The organism is Pararhizobium sp. LjRoot255 (genome assembly GCF_964252905.1).
GTDB lineage: Bacteria > Pseudomonadota > Alphaproteobacteria > Rhizobiales > Rhizobiaceae > Pararhizobium.
Genome location: NZ_CAXUPQ020000001.1, coordinates 1,127,593 through 1,148,383, shown reverse-complemented (window position 1 = coordinate 1,148,383; position 20,791 = coordinate 1,127,593). Strand labels below are relative to the sequence as shown.

Annotated in this window: 20 protein-coding genes; 17 read left to right on the top strand and 3 right to left on the bottom strand. The window is 61.2% G+C overall.

The genetic code is table 11. From position 1 onward, the window contains the following. Positions 1 to 102 precede the first annotated feature (102 nt). On the top strand, positions 103 to 2,952 hold the full coding sequence (locus ACSQ2W_RS05700) for a [protein-PII] uridylyltransferase (RefSeq protein WP_436085389.1): 2,850 nt from the start codon (positions 103 to 105) through the stop codon (positions 2,950 to 2,952). After that, positions 2,949 to 4,541: a murein biosynthesis integral membrane protein MurJ gene (murJ, locus tag ACSQ2W_RS05695; protein WP_436085388.1), complete on the top strand. Its 1,593-nt coding sequence runs from the start codon at positions 2,949 to 2,951 to the stop codon at positions 4,539 to 4,541. The genes ACSQ2W_RS05700 and murJ overlap by 4 nt, the downstream gene beginning before the upstream one ends. On the opposite strand, the gene ACSQ2W_RS05690 is transcribed toward murJ, so the two are convergent. Continuing rightward, positions 4,513 to 4,998, bottom strand: coding sequence for a YcbK family protein (locus ACSQ2W_RS05690; protein ID WP_436085387.1), 486 nt, complete (start codon positions 4,996 to 4,998; stop codon positions 4,513 to 4,515). The two genes, murJ and ACSQ2W_RS05690, sit on opposite strands and share 29 nt — an antisense overlap. Before the next feature lie 441 nt (positions 4,999 to 5,439). On the opposite strand from ACSQ2W_RS05690, the gene trpS reads away from it, so the two are divergent. The 14 genes from trpS to trmB all read left to right on the top strand — a co-directional run bounded on the left by trpS (position 5,440) and on the right by trmB (position 18,742). Further along, positions 5,440 to 6,507, top strand: coding sequence for a tryptophan--tRNA ligase (gene trpS / locus ACSQ2W_RS05685; protein WP_436085386.1), 1,068 nt, complete (start codon positions 5,440 to 5,442; stop codon positions 6,505 to 6,507). A 53-nt stretch (positions 6,508 to 6,560) separates the two neighbouring features. Further along, positions 6,561 to 7,052, top strand: coding sequence for a universal stress protein (locus ACSQ2W_RS05680; RefSeq protein ID WP_037125440.1), 492 nt, complete (start codon positions 6,561 to 6,563; stop codon positions 7,050 to 7,052). Between the two features lie 142 nt (positions 7,053 to 7,194). Further along, positions 7,195 to 7,761: a NifU family protein gene (locus ACSQ2W_RS05675; protein ID WP_018323915.1), complete on the top strand. Its 567-nt coding sequence runs from the start codon at positions 7,195 to 7,197 to the stop codon at positions 7,759 to 7,761. Positions 7,762 to 7,808: 47 nt separating this feature from the next. Then, positions 7,809 to 8,474 carry a tRNA (adenosine(37)-N6)-threonylcarbamoyltransferase complex dimerization subunit type 1 TsaB gene (gene tsaB, locus ACSQ2W_RS05670; RefSeq protein ID WP_436085385.1) on the top strand — a complete coding sequence of 222 codons (666 nt, stop codon included), beginning with the start codon at positions 7,809 to 7,811 and terminating at the stop codon, positions 8,472 to 8,474. A gap of 1 nt (position 8,475) precedes the next feature. Then, entirely contained in the window at positions 8,476 to 8,973 is a 498-nt protein-coding gene (locus ACSQ2W_RS05665) for a GNAT family N-acetyltransferase (protein ID WP_436085384.1), read from the top strand. Between the two features lie 111 nt (positions 8,974 to 9,084). Next, entirely contained in the window at positions 9,085 to 9,873 is a 789-nt protein-coding gene (locus ACSQ2W_RS05660; RefSeq protein WP_436085383.1) for a lysophospholipid acyltransferase family protein, read from the top strand. Between the two features lie 49 nt (positions 9,874 to 9,922). Further along, positions 9,923 to 11,323, top strand: coding sequence for a tRNA (N6-isopentenyl adenosine(37)-C2)-methylthiotransferase MiaB (gene miaB, locus ACSQ2W_RS05655; protein ID WP_436085382.1), 1,401 nt, complete (start codon positions 9,923 to 9,925; stop codon positions 11,321 to 11,323). A gap of 29 nt (positions 11,324 to 11,352) precedes the next feature. Further along, the gene (locus ACSQ2W_RS05650; protein WP_436085381.1) at positions 11,353 to 12,408 is read left to right on the top strand and encodes a PhoH family protein; all 1,056 of its coding nucleotides are present in this window, start codon (positions 11,353 to 11,355) and stop codon (positions 12,406 to 12,408) included. Positions 12,409 to 12,426: 18 nt separating this feature from the next. After that, positions 12,427 to 12,933, top strand: coding sequence for an rRNA maturation RNase YbeY (gene ybeY / locus ACSQ2W_RS05645; RefSeq protein ID WP_436085380.1), 507 nt, complete (start codon positions 12,427 to 12,429; stop codon positions 12,931 to 12,933). A 12-nt stretch (positions 12,934 to 12,945) separates the two neighbouring features. Then, positions 12,946 to 14,103: a hemolysin family protein gene (locus tag ACSQ2W_RS05640; RefSeq protein WP_436085379.1), complete on the top strand. Its 1,158-nt coding sequence runs from the start codon at positions 12,946 to 12,948 to the stop codon at positions 14,101 to 14,103. 152 nt (positions 14,104 to 14,255) lie between these two features. Continuing rightward, on the top strand, positions 14,256 to 15,851 hold the full coding sequence (lnt, locus tag ACSQ2W_RS05635) for an apolipoprotein N-acyltransferase (protein WP_436085378.1): 1,596 nt from the start codon (positions 14,256 to 14,258) through the stop codon (positions 15,849 to 15,851). A gap of 155 nt (positions 15,852 to 16,006) precedes the next feature. Next, the gene (locus tag ACSQ2W_RS05630; protein ID WP_436085377.1) at positions 16,007 to 16,429 is read left to right on the top strand and encodes a helix-turn-helix domain-containing protein; all 423 of its coding nucleotides are present in this window, start codon (positions 16,007 to 16,009) and stop codon (positions 16,427 to 16,429) included. A 240-nt stretch (positions 16,430 to 16,669) separates the two neighbouring features. Then, positions 16,670 to 17,950 (top strand): methionine adenosyltransferase, encoded by a 1,281-nt coding sequence (metK, locus tag ACSQ2W_RS05625; protein WP_436085376.1) that lies wholly within the window; start codon positions 16,670 to 16,672, stop codon positions 17,948 to 17,950. Between the two features lie 93 nt (positions 17,951 to 18,043). Continuing rightward, entirely contained in the window at positions 18,044 to 18,742 is a 699-nt protein-coding gene (gene trmB / locus ACSQ2W_RS05620) for a tRNA (guanine(46)-N(7))-methyltransferase TrmB (RefSeq protein WP_436085375.1), read from the top strand. Positions 18,743 to 18,839: 97 nt separating this feature from the next. On the opposite strand, the gene ACSQ2W_RS05615 is transcribed toward trmB, so the two are convergent. Both ACSQ2W_RS05615 and ACSQ2W_RS05610 read right to left on the bottom strand, forming a co-directional pair. Further along, positions 18,840 to 19,097, bottom strand: coding sequence for a DUF1150 family protein (locus tag ACSQ2W_RS05615; RefSeq protein WP_037125415.1), 258 nt, complete (start codon positions 19,095 to 19,097; stop codon positions 18,840 to 18,842). A 143-nt stretch (positions 19,098 to 19,240) separates the two neighbouring features. Further along, entirely contained in the window at positions 19,241 to 19,672 is a 432-nt protein-coding gene (locus tag ACSQ2W_RS05610; RefSeq protein WP_436085374.1) for an Hsp20 family protein, read from the bottom strand. A gap of 155 nt (positions 19,673 to 19,827) precedes the next feature. Between ACSQ2W_RS05610 and ACSQ2W_RS05605 the strand changes: the two genes are divergently transcribed. Continuing rightward, positions 19,828 to 20,766 carry a nucleoside hydrolase gene (locus ACSQ2W_RS05605; protein WP_436085373.1) on the top strand — a complete coding sequence of 313 codons (939 nt, stop codon included), beginning with the start codon at positions 19,828 to 19,830 and terminating at the stop codon, positions 20,764 to 20,766. Positions 20,767 to 20,791 lie beyond the last annotated feature (25 nt).

Here is a 20,791-nt window from a genome sequence, read left to right as displayed (position 1 = left end):
AAAGTAGAGCATGATGTTGTCCGAAAACCGCTTATACTTTTCGACATCACGCTCTAGCAGCGGCTCATTGAGCCCGCCGGACAGGAACGCGGTCGGCATTTGATGACCATACATGACACTTCATTTCCCGATATCCTGAATGTCGCAGCGCTGAGGGCCAAGTGCAGTTTCATCGCTTCAGCGCATGCGGAGCAGCGCGACCTGATGCGCCGGGCGTTGCTCGCCGCCTTCAAGCAGGCCAATCTCGACGGTCGCCAAAACGCCCATGAACTGCTCAAGCAGGACGGCAGCGGTCTGAAATGCGCCGAGCGGATTTCCTGGCTGCAGGACCAGTTGATCACTGTCCTGCATGATTTCGTCCTGAACGAGGTCTTCGACGCGGCCAATGCGCAGCCCTTGGCCCGCATCGCCGTTACTGCCGTCGGCGGCTACGGCCGCGGTACGCTGGCGCCGGGCTCGGACATCGATCTTCTCTTCCTGCTGCCGGTAAAGAAGGCCGTCTGGGCCGAGCCGGCGATCGAGTTCATGCTCTATATCCTGTGGGATCTCGGCTTCAAGGTCGGCCACGCCACGCGCACCATCGACGAATGCATCCGGCTGGCGCGCGGCGACATGACAATCCGCACCGCAATCCTCGAATCGCGCTACATCTGCGGCTCGCGCGAGCTGGCGGACGAGCTGGAGACCCGTTTCGACAGCGAAATCGTCAAGAACACCGGTCCCGACTTCATCGCCGCCAAGCTCGCCGAGCGCGACGAGCGCCACCGCAAGGCCGGCGATACGCGCTACCTGGTCGAGCCGAACGTCAAGGAAGGCAAGGGTGGCCTGCGCGACATCCACACGCTGTTCTGGATCGCCAAGTATTTCTACAGGGTCAAGGATTCGGCCGACCTGATCAAGCTGGGTGTCCTCTCACGCCAGGAATACGAGCTTTTCCAGAAATCCGATGATTTCCTCTGGGCGGTGCGCTGCCATATGCATTTCCTGACCGGCAAGGCGGAGGAGCGACTGTCCTTCGATATCCAGCGCGAGATCGCGGAAGCCCTCGGCTATCATGATCACCCCGGCCTGACCGCGGTCGAACGCTTCATGAAGCATTATTTCCTCGTGGCAAAAAACGTCGGCGATCTCACCCGCATCTTCTGTGCCGCGCTCGAAGACCAGCAGGCCAAGCAGCTTCCGGGCTTCACCGCGGCGCTCAGCCGTTTCACCCACCGTGTCCGCAAGATCGCCGGCACGCTGGAATTCGTCGATGACGGCGGGCGCATTGCGCTCGCGAGCCCCGATATCTTCAAGCGCGATCCGGTCAACCTGATCCGCATCTTCCATGTCGCCGATATCAATGGCCTGGAGTTCCATCCGGCCGCCTTGAAGCAGGTGACCCGGTCGCTCGGCCTGATCACCCAGGCCGTGCGCGACAATGAGGAGGCCAACCGGCTCTTCATCTCGATGCTGACCTCGCGCCGCGATCCAGAACTTATCCTGCGGCGGATGAACGAGGCCGGCGTACTCGGCCGCTTCATCCCGGAATTCGGCAAGATCGTTTCGCTGATGCAGTTCAACATGTACCACCACTATACGGTGGACGAACACCTGCTGCGCGCTGTCCACGTGTTGTCCCGGATCGACCAGGGCCGCGACGAGGAACTGCATCCGCTCGCCGTCAAGCTGATGCCGAACGTCGAGGACCGCACCGCGCTGTTCGTCGCCGTGCTCCTGCATGACGTCGCCAAGGGTCGTCCCGAAGATCATTCGGTCGCGGGTGCCAAGGTTGCCCGCAAGCTCTGTCCGCGCTTCGGCCTGACGCCGAAGCAGACCGAGACCGTCGCCTGGCTGATCGAGGAACATCTGACCATGTCGATGGTCGCGCAGACGCGCGATCTCAACGACCGCAAGACGATCATCGATTTCAGCGAAAGGGTGCAGTCGCTCGACCGGCTGAAAATGCTGCTTGTGCTGACGATCGCCGATATCCGCGCCGTTGGTCCGGGTGTGTGGAACGGCTGGAAGGGCCAGCTTCTGCGCACGCTCTACTATGAAACCGAATTGCTCCTATCCGGCGGCTTCTCCGACCTGCCGCGCAAGGAGCGCGCAGCACACGCCGCCGATGTGCTCTACAACGCGCTGTCCGACTGGAGCCAGAAGGACCGCAAGACCTACACCAAGCTGCATTACCAGCCCTACCTGCTCTCAGTGTCGCTGGAAGATCAGCTGCGCCACGCCCGCTTCATCCGCGAGGCCGACAAGGCAGGCCGTGCGCTGGCGACGATGGTCAGGACCCACCAATTCCACGCCATCACCGAAATCACCGTGCTCTCGCCCGACCATCCGCGTCTGCTGGCCGTCATCGCCGGCGCCTGTGCGGCCGCCGGCGCCAACATCGTCGATGCGCAGATTTTCACGACCTCGGACGGGCGGGCGCTCGACACCATCCTCGTCAACCGCGAGTTCCCGGTCGATGACGACGAGACGCGCCGTGCCGCCAGCATCGGCAAGATGATCGAGGACGTGCTGTCGGGCAAGAGGCGTCTGCCGGAGGTGATCGCCAGCCGCACCAAGCACCGCAAGCGCAACAAGGCCTTCACCGTGCCGCCGGCCGTCACCATCAGCAACAGCCTCTCCAACAAGTTCACCGTCATTGAGGTGGAATGCCTCGACCGCACCGGCCTCCTGTCGGAGATCACGGCCGTGCTGTCCGACCTTTCGCTCGATATCGCCTCCGCGCACATCACCACCTTCGGCGAGAAGGTCATCGATACCTTCTACGTGACCGACCTCGTTGGTCAGAAGATCACCAATGAGGCCCGGCACGGCAATATCGTCGCGCGCCTGAAGGCCGTCATGTCGGACGAAGCCGACGAAATGCGCGACCGCATGCCGTCGGGCATGATTGCGCCGCAGAACAGTCAGCGTCCGGCCGCAACTCCTAAGAAAACCAAGGCGGATTCATGAGCCTCGTCCGGAAATTCATGACAGTGGGTGGCGCCACGCTCGGCAGCCGCATCTTCGGCTTCGCCCGCGAAACACTGATGGCGGCCGCCCTTGGCACGGGCCCGATGGCCGACGTTTTCTACGCCGCCTTCCGCTTCCCCAACCTCTTTCGCCGCCTCTTTGCCGAGGGTGCCTTCAACGCCGCCTTCGTGCCGCTGTTTTCCAAGGAGATCGAGGCGAACGGCACGGACGGCGCCAAACGCTTTTCGGAAGAAGTCTTCGGCGTGCTCTTCTCGGTGCTCCTCATCCTTACCATCGTGATGGAGCTTTCCATGCCGCTCCTGGTGCGCTTCATCATCGCGCCGGGCTTTGCCGACGATCCGGAGAAATTCGACATCACGATCAGCATGGCGGCGGTGATGTTCCCCTATCTGATGTGCATGTCGCTGACCGCAATGATGAGCGGCATGCTGAATTCGCTGCACCATTTCTTCGCCGCCGCCGTTGCGCCGATCTTCCTCAATGTCGTGATGATCGGTGCGCTGTTCTATGCGCTCTATACCGGCGCCGATCCGTTGGCGACCGCCTGGTATCTGTCCTGGGGCGTGCTGGCGGCCGGCGTCCTGCAGCTTGGCGTCGTCTATTTCGGCGTCCTGCAGGCCGGCATGAGCATCGGCCTGCGCTTTCCCCGCTTCACGCCCAACGTCAAGCGCCTGCTGATTCTTGCCGTGCCTGCGGCGATCACCGGCGGCATCACCCAGATCAACCAGTTGGTCGGCCAGGCGATCGCGTCTGCCCAGGACGGCGCCATCGCGGCCTTGCAATATGCCGATCGCATCTATCAGCTGCCGCTCGGTGTCGTGGGCATTGCCGTCGGCGTGGTGCTTCTGCCGGAACTGTCGCGCGCGCTGAAGGGCGGTAAGCTCACCGAAGCCGGAAACCTGCAGAATCGCTCGATCGAATTCGTGCTGTTCCTGACGATCCCGGCTGCCTTCGCACTGTGGATTCTCTCCGACGAGATCATTCGCGTGCTTTACGAGCGCGGCGCGTTCCATGAGCAGAATACGGTTATCGTCGGCTCGATCCTCGCCGTCTACGGCATCGGCCTGCCCGCTTTCGTCCTGATCAAGGCGCTGCAGCCTGGCTTTTACGCCCGCGAGGACACGAAGACGCCGATGCGCTTCTCGGCCGTCGCCGTTGCGGTCAACTGCGGCCTCGCGCTGACGTTGTTTCCCCGTCTCGGCGCGCCGGGTATCGCGGTTGCCGAAGCCACGGCGGGGTGGATCAGCACCATTCTCCTCTTTACGACGCTGCTGCGCCGTGGCCACCTCGTCTGGGAATGGGCGCTTATGCGCCGGACAGCTCTTCTCATCGTTTCTGCGGCTGTCATGGGCGGCGTGCTCCATTATCTCCGCAACGCCTTCGAGGCATCGCTTGCCTCCGGCGCGTCACTCCTGACGAAGATCGGTACGCTCAGCCTGCTGATCGCCATCTCGATGATTGTCTATTTCGCCGTCGCCTTCCTGATCGGCGGTGCCGATCTCGGCATGATCCGGCGGAACTTGAAGCGGAAAGCAGCAATCAAGCCCGACGCGCCGACCGACGCTTGAGGGCCAGGAGGCCGCCTTTCCCCCTCCTTCCGCAATGGACCCATTGGCGCCGGGGGCCGGTATCGACGTGAACAATACCGTTGCAGTAGCGGCCGATGCCGCCGATGCCTGGTGCCGTCCTTGCCGCGGCGAGTATCCTGCTTTCCGGCACCCCAGGCACGCGGATATCCGCCGCCTGACAAAGTCTGTGCAGCGAGCCGACACGATGAGCGCGTGGACGGTGACCCGACGTCACCAGCGGGCGTCGTCCGGTGCTGGCTGCAATATGCGCCAATATGCTTCGCAGTCTAGGCGAGAAGCAGTTGGTCATGACGGAAGCGGTCTGGACGGCATAGGCTGCCGTCATGCTGTGGCCGGGAAGCTTGACCTTGCGCCGCTTGCCATCTCTGGCTTCGCCGCTGGTGAAGAAGGACAGGACGAGCAGGCAGGCAAGCGCAATCGAGAAAACGTTACGCATAGCAATCTCCCTTGGCAAATGCCTCACGGCACGTTGATTTCGGATGCGGCATGCAAACGGCAACGGCCCGCCACGCATCTCGGGGCGTGGCGGTCGGAAAGGGCCCTTGAAAAGGCGGGGCTTACGAACAGAACAGTAAATTCATCCAAAATAAAGCAAAATTGTGAAATGCAATGTCGCACATCAGATTTAGAGCCTATGGATAGGTTAGATTCGGTATTTAAGACAATTTTAAATTAGAGAAAAAAATTCTAGTTTGGCATTGGGGGTCGCCTTCGCGCCAGCCTGAACGGCTAATGATGGCGATCGGCACCGCAGACCCGCCCATGCGCCGAGATAGGCAAACTGCGTGGACGCCTCTTGATCACCACCACACCTGTGTGCATAAGCCTGCCAACAGCAACAGAGGCCGGGCCCTCCACAAGCCCGAATGAGGACACGATGTCAGACTTCAAGCCGCTCGTTTTTTCCGGCGTCCAGCCCACGGGCAATCTCCATCTCGGCAATTATCTCGGCGCGATCCGCAAGTTCGTGGCGCTGCAGGAAAACAACGACTGCATCTATTGCGTCGTCGACCTGCATGCGATCACCGCTCAACTTGTCCACGAGGACATGCCCAATCAAATTCGCTCGATCGCCGCCGCCTTCATCGCCTCCGGCATCGACCCGAAGAAGCACATCGTCTTCAACCAGTCGGCGGTGCCGCAGCATGCCGAGCTCGCCTGGGTCTTCAATTGCGTCGCCCGCATCGGCTGGATGGAACGCATGACGCAGTTCAAGGACAAGTCCGGCGGCAAGAACGCCGAGCAGATGTCGCTTGGCCTGCTCGCCTATCCGAGCCTGATGGCCGCCGACATCCTCGTCTACCGCGGCACGCATGTGCCGGTCGGGGATGACCAGAAGCAACATCTGGAGCTTGCCCGCGACATTGCGATGAAGTTCAACATCGACTTCATGGAGCATATCCGCAAGACCGGCTACGGCATCGACATCAAGGTCGGCGAAGAGCCGGTTCATGCCTATTTCCCGATGGTTGAACCGTTGATCGGCGGTCCGGCACCGCGCGTCATGAGCCTGCGCGACGGCACGAAGAAGATGTCGAAGTCGGACGCATCCGATCTGTCGCGCATCAATCTGATGGACGACGCCGATGCGATCTCCAAGAAGATCCGCAAGGCGAAGACCGATCCGGATGCCTTGCCGGGCGAAGTCGATGGCCTCAAGGGGCGTGCGGAAGCGGACAACCTCGTGGGCATCTATGCGGCCCTCGCCGACAAGACCAAGAGCCAGGTTCTGGAGGAGTTCGGCGGCCAGCAGTTCTCCGTCTTCAAGCCGGCACTGGTGGATCTGGCAGTCGACGTTCTCGCACCGATTTCGGGCGAGATGCGCCGCCTGATGGACGACACGACCCACATCGACGGTATCCTGCGCGATGGCGGCGAGCGGGCTCGGGCGCGAGCGGACGTGACGATGAAACAGGTCCGGGAAATCGTCGGCTTCCTGCAATAATTCGCCGCAAAAGAAACCTTGCAGCCAAAAATATCGGGTGTAAGAGTCCCGCTATGGTTTCAACACGACTCTCAAGACTGGAAGGTCACCGCCGCAAGTTCATGGCGGTGATCGACGATACGCCGGAATGCAGCCGGGCCGTTCACTATGCGGGCATGAGGGCCAAGAATTCCAACGGCGGCATGGTTCTTCTGTACGTCATTGCCGATGGCGACTTCCAGCAATGGCTTGGCGTCGAAGGCATCATGCGGGCAGAGGCGCGCGAGGAGGCCGAGGCGACACTCGCCAAGATCGCCCAGACGGTGCGCGAGACGATCGGCATCGAGCCGGAGATGGTGATCCGCGAAGGCAGCGCAACCGAACAGATCTACAGCCTGATCGAGGAGGACCGGGACATCGCGATCCTCGTGCTTGCTGCCGGTTCTGCCAAGGATGGTCCTGGGCCGCTGGTGTCCTCGATCGCCGGCAAGACGGCGGCATTTCCGATCCCGGTCACGGTCATTCCGGACAGCCTGACGGACGCGGAAATTGACGCGCTGAGCTGAAGGCAGCATCAGCCGTTTTCATCCTTGCCGGCCGGAAACGGTCCGCGGTGCATCTTGAAGCGGTTGTTCAAACGGCCTATATTCTTTTGAATAATTCTAAACAGGCTGGTTGAACGTCATCCCGGCCGACGCGGAGAAAGACATGTTCATCCAGACTGAAGCCACACCGAATCCCGCGACGTTGAAATTCCTGCCCGGCAAGGTGGTGATGGAAAACGGCACTGCGGAGTTCCGTGATGCGGAGGAAGCCGCAGCCGGTTCGGCGCTTGCCTCCCGGCTGTTTATGATTCCCGGCGTCACCGGCGTCTATTTCGGCTACGATTTCATCACCGTAACCAAGGAAGACCAGGAGTGGCAGCACCTGAAGCCGGCCATTCTAGGCTCGATCATGGAACATTTCATGTCCGGCCAGCCGGTCATGGCGGTCCAGACTCGCGCTGAAGAGAGCGACCTGGACGGCGAGTTCTTTGACGAAGGTGACGAGACGATCGTCGCGACGATCAAGGAGCTGCTGGAAAGCCGCGTCCGCCCGGCCGTTGCCCAGGATGGCGGCGACATCACCTTCAAGGGTTTCCGCGACGGGGTCGTCTTTCTCAACATGAAGGGTGCGTGCTCCGGATGCCCGTCCTCGACGGCGACGCTGAAGCATGGGGTGCAGAACCTTTTGCACCATTTCATTCCCGAAGTGCAGGCAGTCGAAGCTGTCTGAGCGAGCGTTCCAACAGTGTCGCTACCACGCATTGGAGTCTGCAACCCATGATCGTCCTGGCCATCGATACGGCTGGGACGGGTTGTTTTGCCGCCGTTTTTGACAGCACCACCGATAACGTCCTGGCGTCCGCAGGCGCCGATATCGGCCGTGGCCATGCTGAGCAACTGCTGGCTTTCATCGACCAGGCGCTTGCCGAAAGCGGCAAGGCCCTATCCGACATCGATCGCATTGCCGTTACCATCGGTCCGGGCTCCTTCACCGGTATCCGGGTCGGCGTTGCCGCGGCGCGTGGTTTCGCTCTGGCCTTGGGCGTGCCGTCCGTCGGTGTTTCCATCCTCGCAGCGCTCGCCAGATCCGCTGCTGAGAAATATCCGGGACGGCCGGTGCTAGCCGCAATGGATGCGAAACGCGACGAACTCTATTGCCAGATATTCGAGGCGGCTGGCACGCCTCGGACCGAGGCGCAGATCGTCGAGCTTGGCGATGCGCGGCGTTTGTTCGCGGGTTTCGACGGCGTTATCTGCGGCTCCGCCACCCGGCATCTTACCGATGCTCCTTTGCCGGACGTGGCACAGATCGACGTTGCCGATATCGGCACCGTGGCACGGCTCGGCGTGGTTGCCGATCCGTCGCTGGGCAAGCCGAGCCCGCTCTATTTGCGCGGGCCGGACGTGAGGCCGCAGGCCGGCTTTGCCGTGGCGCGGGCTTAAAATGTCGCTGACCGACTATTTTATCCGCAAGCCCGAATTTGAAATCGTCCCGCTGGAAGCAGACGACCTGCCGCAGGCCGCTGCCGTTCACAAGTTGCGCTTCACATCCCCGTGGAGCGATGGCGAACTGCATTCCCTTTTGGTTCAGGATACTGTCTTCGGATTTATCGCGCGCCAGAGCAACGCCTCTGCGCGGCCTTTGACCGGCGGCTTCGTGCTGTCGCGCGTCGCCGCCGGCGAGGCGGAAATCCTGACGATCGGCGTCGATCCGCGTTTTTCGCGGCTGGGCCTCGGCTGGCGGCTGATGCGGGCAGCGCTGCGCGAGGCGCGCGATCGGGCGGCTGAAACAGTCTTCCTCGAAGTCGATGAAACCAATGTTGCTGCCATTGACCTTTATCGCAAGCTCGGTTTTGCCAATGTCGGCGAAAGACGGGCCTATTATCAAGGTGTTGGCGGGACCAGAACCGCAGCCCTTGTCATGCGCCTCGATCTTGGCTAGCCGTACTCGCTTTGAAAGAGGGACGCGCTTGCGCCGCCACGCCGACGAGACGATCCGGGATCGAGATATCCGCCGCGCCGCTTTCCGGCTGCAGGCGCGGAGTTTGCGCGCGTGATTAATTGGCTGCGCGTCACGCTTTGCATGACACTGTTGGTTGTCGCGACGCTCGTCCTCATCCCGACGCAACTGGTCTTTCTTTGGCTGGATACGCCGCAGCGGCGCCGGCTTCCGCGTCTGTGGCACCGTATGGCCTGCCGCCTGGTCGGCCTAAGGGTCCGCGTTCACGGTATGCCGGACCGTCAGCGGCCGCTGATGCTGGTGTCAAACCATGCGAGCTGGAAGGATATCCTCGTACTCGGCTCGATCGCCGATGTGGTCTTCGTTGCCAAGTCCGACGTGAAGGCCTGGCCGGTCTTCGGCATCCTTGCCCGGCTGCAGAAGACGATCTTCATCGAGCGCGACCAGAAGCGCACCACCGGCAATCAGGTCAACGAGATCGGCAAGCGGCTGGCCAATGGCGAGATCGTCGTTCTCTTTCCCGAAGGCACGACTTCGGACGGCAACCGGCTGCTCGAAATCAAGACAGCGCTGTTCGGTGCCGCTGCGTCCGCCGTGCCGCTGTCGCCGACGGGTGTCGTGCATGTCCAGCCGGTCGCCATCGCCTATACCGGTATTCACGGCATGCCGATGGGGCGCTACCATCGGCCGATCGCTGCCTGGCCCGGCGATATCGCGCTGGCACCGCATCTGCTCGGCATCCTCTATGAGGGTGCGGTCGATGTGGATGTCATCTATGGCGAACAGATCACCTATACGCCGGAGAGCAACCGCAAGGCTGTCAGCCGGCAGGTCGAAAAGAGCATCCGTTCCATGCTGGCGCTCAAGCTGCGCGGCCGCTGAGCGCCGAAAGGGCTTCAATTTTGCACCTCTTTGCTCTATGGAACCGCCCATGACACAGGAAACAGCAGTTTTGTCGACAAAGCCCGAAACGGGGCTCGAAAGCTCAGCAGTCCGCAAGGTTTTTGTGAAGACCTACGGCTGCCAGATGAACGTCTATGATTCCGACCGGATGACCGACGCGCTGGCCAAGGACGGCTATGTCTCGACCGACGTCATGGAAGATGCCGATCTGGTGCTGCTCAATACCTGTCACATCCGCGAGAAGGCGGCCGAAAAGGTCTATTCGGCGCTTGGCCGCCTGCGCGAGCTGAAGAAGAAAAAGGCCGGCGAAGGCCGCGAAATGATGATCGGCGTCGCCGGCTGTGTCGCCCAGGCCGAGGGCGACGAAATCCTGCGCCGTGCGCCTGCCGTCGATCTCGTCATCGGCCCGCAGACCTATCACCGGCTTCCGGAAGCCCTGAAACGCGTCAAGCGCGGCGAGCGTGTACTCGACACCGACTACGCGATCGAGGACAAGTTCGAGCACCTGCCGGCGCCCGACAAGGCAAAGACGAAAGCAAGGGGCGTCACCGCCTTCCTCACCGTCCAGGAGGGCTGCGATAAGTTCTGCACCTTCTGTGTCGTGCCCTATACGCGCGGCTCGGAGGTCTCCCGCCCGGTCCCCCAGATCGTTGCCGAAGCGCAGAAACTGGTCGATGGCGGCGTGCGCGAAATTACGCTGCTCGGCCAGAACGTCAACGCCTGGCATGGCACTGGCCCGAACGGCGAAAAATGGGGTCTCGGCGAGCTTCTCTATCGCCTGAGCAAAATCGATGGCCTTACCCGCCTGCGCTACACGACCAGCCACCCGCGTGACATGGACGACAGCCTGATTGCCGCGCATCGCGACCTGCCGCAGCTGATGCCCTATCTGCACCTGCCGATCCAGTCCGGCTCCAACCGTATCCTGAAAGCGATGAACCGGCGGCATACGACCGCCGAATACATTGCGCTGATTGCCCGCATCAAGGCGGCGCGGCCCGATCTCGCGCTGTCCGGCGATTTCATTGTCGGCTTTCCGGGCGAGACCGACGAGGATTTCGAGGATACGCTGCGGCTTGTCGAGACTGTCGGTTATGCACAGGCATTTTCTTTCAAGTATTCGACCCGTCCGGGCACGCCGGGCGCCGACCTGGAAGATCAGGTGCCGGAAGATGTCAAAGCCAAGCGATTGGAAAGATTGCAGGCTTTGCTGCTGAAGCAGCAGCATTCCTTTGCCGAGCAGTGCATCGGAAAGACCATCGACCTGCTTCTGGAGAAGCCGGGGCGCATGCCTGGCCAGTTGATCGGCCGCTCGCCCTGGCTGCAGTCGGTGAATGTTGATGCAAAGTCATCGCAAATCGGTGACATTATCACTGTACGAATCACTGGTGCGGGCCCTAACAGTCTGTTTGCCGAGGTGGTAAGCTGAGGGATCGCCAACTGAAGGAGCCTGACCGCTTGAACGGACACGAATTGGTCTCATCATCGCCGCGCCAGTCGAAAACATCCGCGACAGACGTCAATCACTTCGTGCTCACATTCGAGAATAACCGTTTTGCCAGTGAGCTTTTCGGCCAATTCGACCAAAATCTGAAGCTGATCGAGCAGCGCCTGCGGATCGATGCGCGCCCGCGCGGCAATTCGGTTGCGATCTCGGGTGACATGGTCGCCACCAATCAGGCGCGCCGGGCGCTCGACTATCTCTATGGCCGCCTGCAAAACGGTAGCACCGTCGAAGTCTCCGATGTCGAAGGCGCCATCCGCATGGCCGTTGCTGCGGATGATCAGCTGCAGCTTCCGACGCTGGAAAAGAAAGCCAAGCTGAACCTCGCCCAGATTTCCACCCGCAAGAAGACCATTGCCGCCCGCACGCCCATGCAGGATGCCTATATCCGCGCGCTGGAACGCTCCGAGCTGGTCTTCGGCGTCGGTCCGGCCGGCACCGGCAAGACTTATCTTGCGGTGGCTCATGCGGCCCAGCTCCTGGAGCGCGGCGCTGTCGATCGCATCGTCCTGTCGCGTCCCGCAGTGGAGGCGGGCGAACGGCTCGGCTTCCTGCCGGGCGACATGAAGGACAAGGTCGATCCGTATTTGCGGCCGCTCTACGACGCGCTTTACGACATGATGCCGGGCGACAAGGTCGAACGTGCGATCACAGCGGGCGTCATCGAAATCGCTCCGCTCGCCTTCATGCGCGGCCGAACGCTCGCCAATGCCGCCGTCATCCTCGACGAAGCGCAGAACACCACGGCAATGCAGATGAAGATGTTCCTGACGCGTCTCGGTGAAAACGGCCGCATGATCGTCACCGGTGACCCGAGCCAGGTCGACCTGCCGCGCGGCGTCAAGTCCGGCCTCGTCGAGGCGCTGCAGATTCTGCGCGGCGTCGAAGGCGTGTCCGTGGTCCGCTTCAAGGATGCCGATGTCGTGCGCCATCCGATGGTCGCCCGCATTGTCCGCGCCTACGAGGCATCGACCGCCGTGCATGACGAAAGCGAGCAGAGCGACCGCTAAAGGTGGCCGCAGCCAATCATGACCACCCTTGATATCCAGATCAGCGTCGAGGAAGGCCCCTGGCCCTCCGAGGCCGAACTCCAATCTCTGAGCGAGCGCGTTCTCGGTGCGGCTGCCAATTTCCTTCGTCACGAGGAAACGCAGCCGTTTCCGCAGATGCCGTCGGAAGTCTCGCTGGTGTTCACGGACGACGCCTCCATCCGCGAGATCAATGCGGAATGGCGCAGCCAGGACAAGCCGACCAATGTGCTTTCATTCCCGGCGTTTCCGCTGACGCCCGGCAAGATGCCGGGGCCGATGCTCGGCGATATCGTCGTCGCCCAGGAAACGTTGGTGCGTGAGGCACAGGCGCTCGGCAAGCCTTTCGACGAGCATCTGAGCCATCTCCTGGTGCATGGATTTCTGCATCTTTTCGGTTATGATCACATGGAAGAGAACGATGCTGAAAGAATGGAGGGTCTTGAGACTCGCATTTTGGCCGGTCTTGGGCTATCTGATCCCTATGGGGACAGTGATCCCGTATGATAGTTTGGAACGATGAGCGATTTTAGAACACAGCCGGCCGCGGCTGTAAGAGATGAGGCGGAAGCCTCCAGTCAGGACGAAGCGGGCAGTAGTAGCGCCGCTCAAAAACCTGAGAGCGGCAAATCCGGCTCCTCCTTCTGGAGCCGCGCAGCCCGAATTTGGCGTGCCGGCAGCAGCTCCAGTATTCGTGAAGATCTTGCCGATGCGCTGATGACCGGCGGTGCCGAAGGCGACGCGGCCTTTTCGCCGGCCGAACGGGCCATGCTCAACAACATCCTTCGCTTCCGTGAAGTGCGTGTCGAGGACGTGATGGTTCCGCGCGCCGATATCGAAGCTGTCGATCTCTCGATCACCATCGGCGAACTGATGGTCATCTTCGACGAATCCGGCCGCTCGCGCATGCCGGTCTATAGCGAAAGCCTCGATGATCCGCGCGGCATGGTGCACATCCGCGATCTGCTTTCCTATGTCACCAAGCAGGCGCGCAACAAGCGCCGTAGCGGCAGCCGTCCGAGCGCTGCTGCGAACATGGCTGAAAAAACAGAAAAGCCGGCGCGCCAGCCGAAGCCGGGCTTCGATCTGGGGCGCATCGATCTGTCGAAGACGGTCGAAGAGGCCGGCATCATCCGCCAGGTGCTGTTCGTGCCGCCGTCGATGCATGCATCCGACCTGATGCAGCGCATGCAGGCAGCCCGCATCCAGATGGCGCTGGTCATCGACGAATATGGCGGCACCGATGGTCTCGCCTCGCTCGAGGATATCGTTGAAATGGTCGTCGGCGATATCGAGGATGAGCATGACGATGAAGAAGTCATGTTCGCCAAGACCTCCGACGACGTGTTCGTTGCCGACGCCCGCGTGGAATTGGAGGAGATTGCCGCGGCGATCGGTGCGGATTTTGACGTGCGCGAGCAGCTTGAGGACGTCGATACGCTGGGAGGCCTGGTCTTTGCCTCGCTCGGCCGCATACCGGCCCGCGGTGAGGTCGTCCAGGCGATCCCGGGTTTCGAATTCCAGGTTCTCGATGCCGACCCCCGCCGGGTGAAGCGTGTGCGGATCGTCCGCAAGCGTCCTCCGGCCCGGCGCCGCCCGCTCAAGGGCGACGAGGATACGTCCCCCGAGGCAACATCGTTCGCCGGTGACGAAAAATCCCTGCGCGAAACCGGATAAAAGCTTCGTTTTCCGTAACCGCGCGCCGTCTCGAGGCACGACAAGCAGCTACTTTTTTGGAAAACTGCGGGCGCGTTGATTCGAATGGGCGGCTTGCGCCCACCGCACGCCTCGCATGGCAATGTGCGGTTCACGCCGGTTTGGGGGAATGAATGGAGTGGCTTGCGGGCAAGATCATGCTGTTATCGGGCGCGCGCCGGGCGCTTGTCGCCTTTAGCGCCGGACTGGTTGCCGTCTTTGCCCTGCCGCCCTTTGGCATCTTCGCCGCGCCGTTTCTGTCTTTCCCTGTTCTCGTCTGGCTGATTGACGGCGCATCGGGCAATCCTGACCATGGAGTGCTGAGGCGCAGTTTTCCCGCTTTCTTCGTCGGCTGGTGTTTCGGCTTCGGCTATTTCCTCGGCGGCCTATGGTGGTTGGGCAACGCGCTGCTCGTCGAGGCCGACGAATTCGCCTGGGCCGTGCCGCTAGCGGTTGTCGGCCTGCCTGCCTTTCTTGCCTTCTTCTATGCCTTCTCGGCGGCGCTTGCCCGCCTTCTCTGGTCGGATGGCATGGGGCGTATCGCCGCGCTTGCCTTCGCCTTCGGGCTGTTCGAATGGCTGCGCAGCTTTATCCTCACGGGCTTTCCTTGGAACGCGATCGGCTATGCAGCCATGCCTGTGCCGCTGATGATGCAGTCGGCAGCGGTGATCGGTCTTGCCGGCATGAACATGCTGGCCGTCTTTGTCTTTGCATCTCCAGCATTGATCGGTACCCGCAAGGGACTGCGGACCGGCTTGGGCATCGCGGCGCTTCTGGTGGCGGCCCATTTCGGCTACGGCGTTTACCGTTTGAATCAGCCACTGCCGCCTCCGGCAGACCCGGCCGTCACCATCCGCCTCGTGCAGCCGCTGATCGACCAGTCACAGAAGTTCGATGACGCCGAGCGGCTATCGATCTTCGAAGAGCATCTCAAGCTGACCGCGGCGCCAGCCGAAGCCGGCGGCAGGCGCCCCGATGTCGTCGTCTGGCCGGAAACTGCGGTGCCGTTCATCCTGACCGAAAATCCGGATGTGCTCATGCGGATTTCCGATGTCCTGCAGGAGGGCCAGATCCTCATCGCCGGCGTGGTCCGGGCTGAGGATGCAGGAACCGGCCAGCCGCCGCGCTATTATAATTCGATCTATGTGATCGATGATCGCGGCCAGATCGTCGGCGCTTCCGACAAGATGCACCTTGTGCCCTTCGGAGAGTACCTGCCGCTCGAAAGCCTATTGATGTCCGCGGGTTTGAATGCGATCGCAGCCACCATGCCCGGTGGTTTCTCGTCTGCGGCGACACGCGCGCTCCTGACTTTGCCCGGCGGCAAGACGCTCTACCCGCTGATTTGCTATGAGGCGATCTTCCCGCGGGAAATCGGCAATGATGCGCTTACCGCAAGTGCATTGCTCAATATCACCAATGATGCCTGGTTCGGCAATACGCCTGGCCCCTACCAGCATTTCCAACAGGCGCAGTTGCGCAGCGTCGAGACGGGCCTGCCGATGGTCCGCGATGCCAATACCGGCGTATCGGCAATCGTCAATGCGCGCGGCGAAATCCTCACCGGTTTTCCGTTCGGCAGCCGAGGATTTGTGGACACAATCTTGCCGGGAAAGGCCGCTCCACCAATGAGCCCCCTGGAACAAGGGAGAAATGGAGTGCTACTCGCATGCCTACTCTTCGCTCTCGCGATTATTTCCCGCGTTAGTTTTATTTTCCGGGAGAATTGACCAAAAACCCCTAAAATTGCATAGTGGCTTCTACCAATGATCCTTACCTATGTTCAGAGGGTTTCCGCCCGGCATCACAACGTAACGTGTGTAGTCAGCTCTCTGTAAGTGGCCAGGTTATGGGGCAACTGAAACTCGCTTATTAGGAAACCGTTATGATAGAGAACAAGAAGAAGCCGAACCCGATCGACATTCATGTCGGTAGCCGGATTCGGCTTCGCCGCACCATGCTGGGCATGAGCCAGGAAAAGCTCGGTGAGAGCCTCGGGATCACCTTCCAGCAGATCCAGAAGTATGAAAAAGGAACCAACCGGGTCGGCGCGAGCCGTCTTCAGAACATTTCGAGCATTCTGAATGTTCCGGTATCCTTCTTCTTCGAAGATGCACCGGGTGACTCGGGGTCTTCCGGTCCGTCAGGCATGGCCGAAGCCTCCAGCTCGAACTACGTGGTCGATTTCCTGTCGTCCTCGGAAGGGCTTCAACTCAACCGCGCCTTCGTCAAGATCGGCGATCCCAAGGTGCGTCGCAAGCTGGTGGACCTGGTCAAGGCCCTGGCGGCAGAAGCGGAAGCCGAATAACGCTGCCGCGAGGCGGAACTAAAAAAAGCGGCCGGATAGTGCCGCTTTTTTTGTGCCTGATGCAGGGCGCCGATGGGGCGGTCGCCATCTCCCATGATAAGCCTCGTCAAAACCCTAAAAAGAGGAAAACGTTCCCGTCCACCACATATAAAGATATATTTATGTCCTTGTGTCCTTGTTTTTTGATGGCATTATCACTAATACGTTCGTAGCCGTTTTTTCTTTGAGGGGACTTCCCGCATGCGCGCAAACTACCTGTTTACGAGTGAATCCGTGGCAGAAGGCCATCCCGACAAGGTCTGTGACCGGATCTCGGATGAAATTGTCGATCTTGTATATCGTGAAGCCGCCAAGACGGGCGTTGACCCTTGGGGAGTCCGCATTGCCTGCGAAACGCTGGCAACCACCAACCGCGTCGTGATTGCCGGCGAGGTCCGCGTGCCTGATACCCTGTTGAAGAAAGACAAAGACGGAAATATCGTAAAGGACGCGGCGGGCCATCCGCTGATCAATCCCGCGAAATTCAAGGCTGCCGCCCGCAAGGCGATCCGTGAAATCGGCTATGAACAGGCCGGCTTCCACTGGAAGACCGCAAAGATCGATGTGCTGCTGCATCCGCAGTCGGCCGACATCGCCCAAGGTGTTGATAACGCTGCCGACAAGCAGGGCGACGAAGGTGCCGGCGACCAGGGCATCATGTTCGGCTATGCTTGCCGCGAAACCGCCGACCTTATGCCTGCGCCGATCTATTATTCACACCGCATCCTGGCCCTGCTCGCAACCGCCCGCAAGGCAGGGCAGGGCGATGCCGGCAAGCTTGGCCCCGACGCCAAGAGCCAGGTAACGGTCCGCTATGTCAACGGCAAGCCGCAAGCGGTGACCTCCATCGTGCTGTCGACGCAGCATCTCGACGGCAGCTGGGACTCGGCCAAGGTTCGCGCCGTCGTGGAGCCCTACATCCGCGAGGCGCTGCACGACATCGAGATCGCCGACGATTGCAACTGGTACATCAACCCGACCGGCAAATTCGTCATCGGCGGCCCTGATGGCGATGCGGGCCTGACTGGCCGCAAGATCATCGTTGACACCTACGGCGGTGCCGCGCCGCATGGCGGTGGCGCGTTCTCCGGCAAGGACACGACGAAGGTCGATCGTTCGGCTGCCTACGCCGCCCGCTATCTGGCAAAGAACGTCGTTGCCGCCGGCCTGTCCGACCGCTGCACGATCCAGATTTCCTACGCGATCGGCGTTGCCCAGCCGCTGTCGATCTATGTCGATCTGCACGGCACCGGCAAGGTGACCGAGGACCAGGTCGAACAGGCGATCCGCAAGACGATGGATCTGTCGCCCTCCGGCATCCGCCGCCACCTCGACCTCAACAAGCCGATCTACGCCAAGACCTCGGCCTACGGCCATTTCGGCCGCAAGGCAGGCCGCGACGGTTCCTTCTCCTGGGAGAAGCTCGATCTGGTGAAGCCGCTCAGGGACGCCTTGAAAGAGGACACTTTGAAGGCTGCCTGATCCGCCTCTGGACGGGTCACTGCAGAAGACAGTAAAGAGCGGGTGTTTCCTTCGGGGAGACGCCCGCTTTTCTATAGGTGAAAGACCGCGCGCATGACCGAACAGCACCGCAGCCGCTCGACCGAAGCCTTCTTCGGACGCCGCAAGGGCAAACCCTTGCGCGCGCTGCAGACAACCCATCTCGAAACGGTGCTGCCGCTCCTGCGGCTGGATCTGTCGGCGCCGGCGCCGCCGGATATCAAATCGCTGTTCAGACATCCCGTCGGCGAGGTCAGGCTGGAGATCGGTTTCGGCGGCGGCGAGCATCTGATCCATAGGGCCGTCGAAAGCCCGTCCACCGGCTTCATCGGCGTCGAGCCTTTCGTCAATTCCATGGCGAAGCTGGTCGGCCATATCGAGGAGCGCGGCGCGGAGAATATCCGGCTTCACGACGACGACGCCACGCAGGTGCTCGACTGGCTGCCGGAGGCTTCGATCGACCACATCGATCTGCTCTATCCGGACCCCTGGCCGAAGCGGAAGCACTGGAAGCGCCGTTTCGTTTCAAAGGTTAATCTCGGTCGGTTTGCCCGCGTGCTGAAACCTGGCGGCGTGTTCTGCTTCGCCTCGGATATTGACACCTATGTCAACTGGACGCTGTTGCATTGCCGCGATCACGCGGCGTTCGCCTGGACGGCGGAGAATGCTGCCGACTGGCTGACACCCTATCCCGGCTGGCCGAGCACGCGCTACGAGGCCAAGGCGCGTCGGGAAGGGCGCAAGTCCGCCTATCTGACGTTCCGGCGGGTCTGAGCCGGAAAATGCCGGCAGCTTGGTGCATGTCGCCCAGACGTGTGCTGCGATCTTGGAATAGCGGCATGCAGAAACAAGAAGCCAAAACGCGTGCGTTTTAGTGAAGGCTGACCGTCTTCAGATCGTCTTCTGCGGCCTTGAAGAAGGTGCTGGATCGATTGTCGGTCAGGAGGATCGGCGTGCCATCGGCGCCGAACAGCGCCCACAGGTCTAGGCCCGGATCCATGTCGGGGGCTTCCGGGAAGACGCGCGACACTTCCTCCGAGCGCATCTTGCGGATATAGCCGACCTCGCCGGCGCCGAGATGCGCCAGGTCGTTTTTCGACAGGGCTGTGCTGACGTGTTTCAATCCCATGAGTCGTACTCCGTGGCTTTGCGGCGCCTTCTGCCCTGAAAGGCCATGCGGGAGCCGCAACTCATTGATTTTCTGCACGAAGTTTCTCGGCTGTCTTGGGTTGCCGGGTGCCTTTGTGCGGCCGGCAAAGCATGCCGGTTATCCTACTCTGGGACTAAAATATTAATTTTCTTTACCATGCGGACAGGTTCCGGCCGGATGAGATCGACGGACAGCAAACCGTTGCGCAACTCTGCCTTGGAAACCTGCATGCCCTCTGCAAGCACGAACATCCGCTGGAACTGCCGCGCCGCAATGCCGCGGTGCAGATAGTCGCGTTCGCCCGTTTCGGTCTGGCGGCCACGGATGATCAGCTGGCTTTCCTCGGTTGTCACGTCGAGATCGTCTTCGGAAAACCCGGCGACGGCCAGCGTGATACGCAGGCGCTCCTGCTCGCCGGACGATTCGTCCCTGCGGATGCGCTCGATATTATAGGGAGGGTAGCCATCATTGCCCTTGGCAATCCGCTCAAGGGTCTTTTCCATGGCATCGAAACCGAGCAGAAGCGGGCTCGTAAAAGGGGTCATCCGGCTCATACAGTAGTCCTTGGCTCTCAAGCGACCGTTTTGCGGACCCGCGAGGCGGCATCCGCTGCCCCCAATATGGTAGCTGTGCGTAGCGAGCGCAAGGCGCTTGCGCCGGGCTGGGAGGCAAATCATAGTCCGCTCGCTGATTTGCGAAGGAGACCCGCATGCCGAGAAAGATCATTATCGATACCGATCCGGGGCAGGACGATGCTGCTGCGATCATGCTGGCGCTCGGCAGCCCGGATGAACTCGAAGTGCTCGGCATCACGGCGGTCGCAGGCAATGTTCCCGTTGCACTTACCTCGCGCAACGTCCGGGTTATCTGCGAACTCTGCGGCCGTCGCGACGTGAAGGTGTTCGCCGGCGCCGACAGGCCGCTTGTCCGCCAGCTCGTGACCGCCGAACATGTGCATGGCAAGACCGGCCTGGACGGACCCGTGGTCGATGAGCCCACCATGCCGCTGCAGCCGCAGCACGCCGTCGATTTCATCATCGAGACCCTGCTGGCCGAAGAACCCGGCACGGTCACGCTCTGCACCTTGGGAGCACTCACCAACATCGCCATGGCGCTGAACAAGGCGCCCGAAATCGCGCCGCATGTGCGCGAACTGGTCATGATGGGCGGCGGCTTCTTCGAGGGTGGCAACATTACGCCCGCCGCCGAATTCAATATTTACGTCGATCCGGATGCCGCCGAGATCGTCTTCAAGTCGGGCATCCCGATCGTCATGATGCCGCTGGACGTCACCCACCGGGTGCTGACCTACAAGGCCCGCGTCGACAAGATCAAGGCGATCGGCTCGCCGGCCGCTATCGCCATGGCTGAAATGCTGGAATTCTTCGAGCGTTTCGACGTCGAGAAATACGGTTCCGATGGCGGCCCGCTGCACGACCCGACGGTAATCGCCTACCTCCTGCGTCCGGACCTTTTCAAGGGGCGCGACTGCAATGTCGAAATCGAGACGAAATCGGAACTGACGGTTGGTATGACCGTGGTCGACTGGTGGCAGGTGACCAGCCGCAAGCACAATGCCAAGGTCATGCGCGAGATCGACGATCAGGGCTTCTTCGACCTTTTGACCGAGCGCCTGGCGCGTCTTTAAACGCCCGAACGGCCAGCCTTTGGCT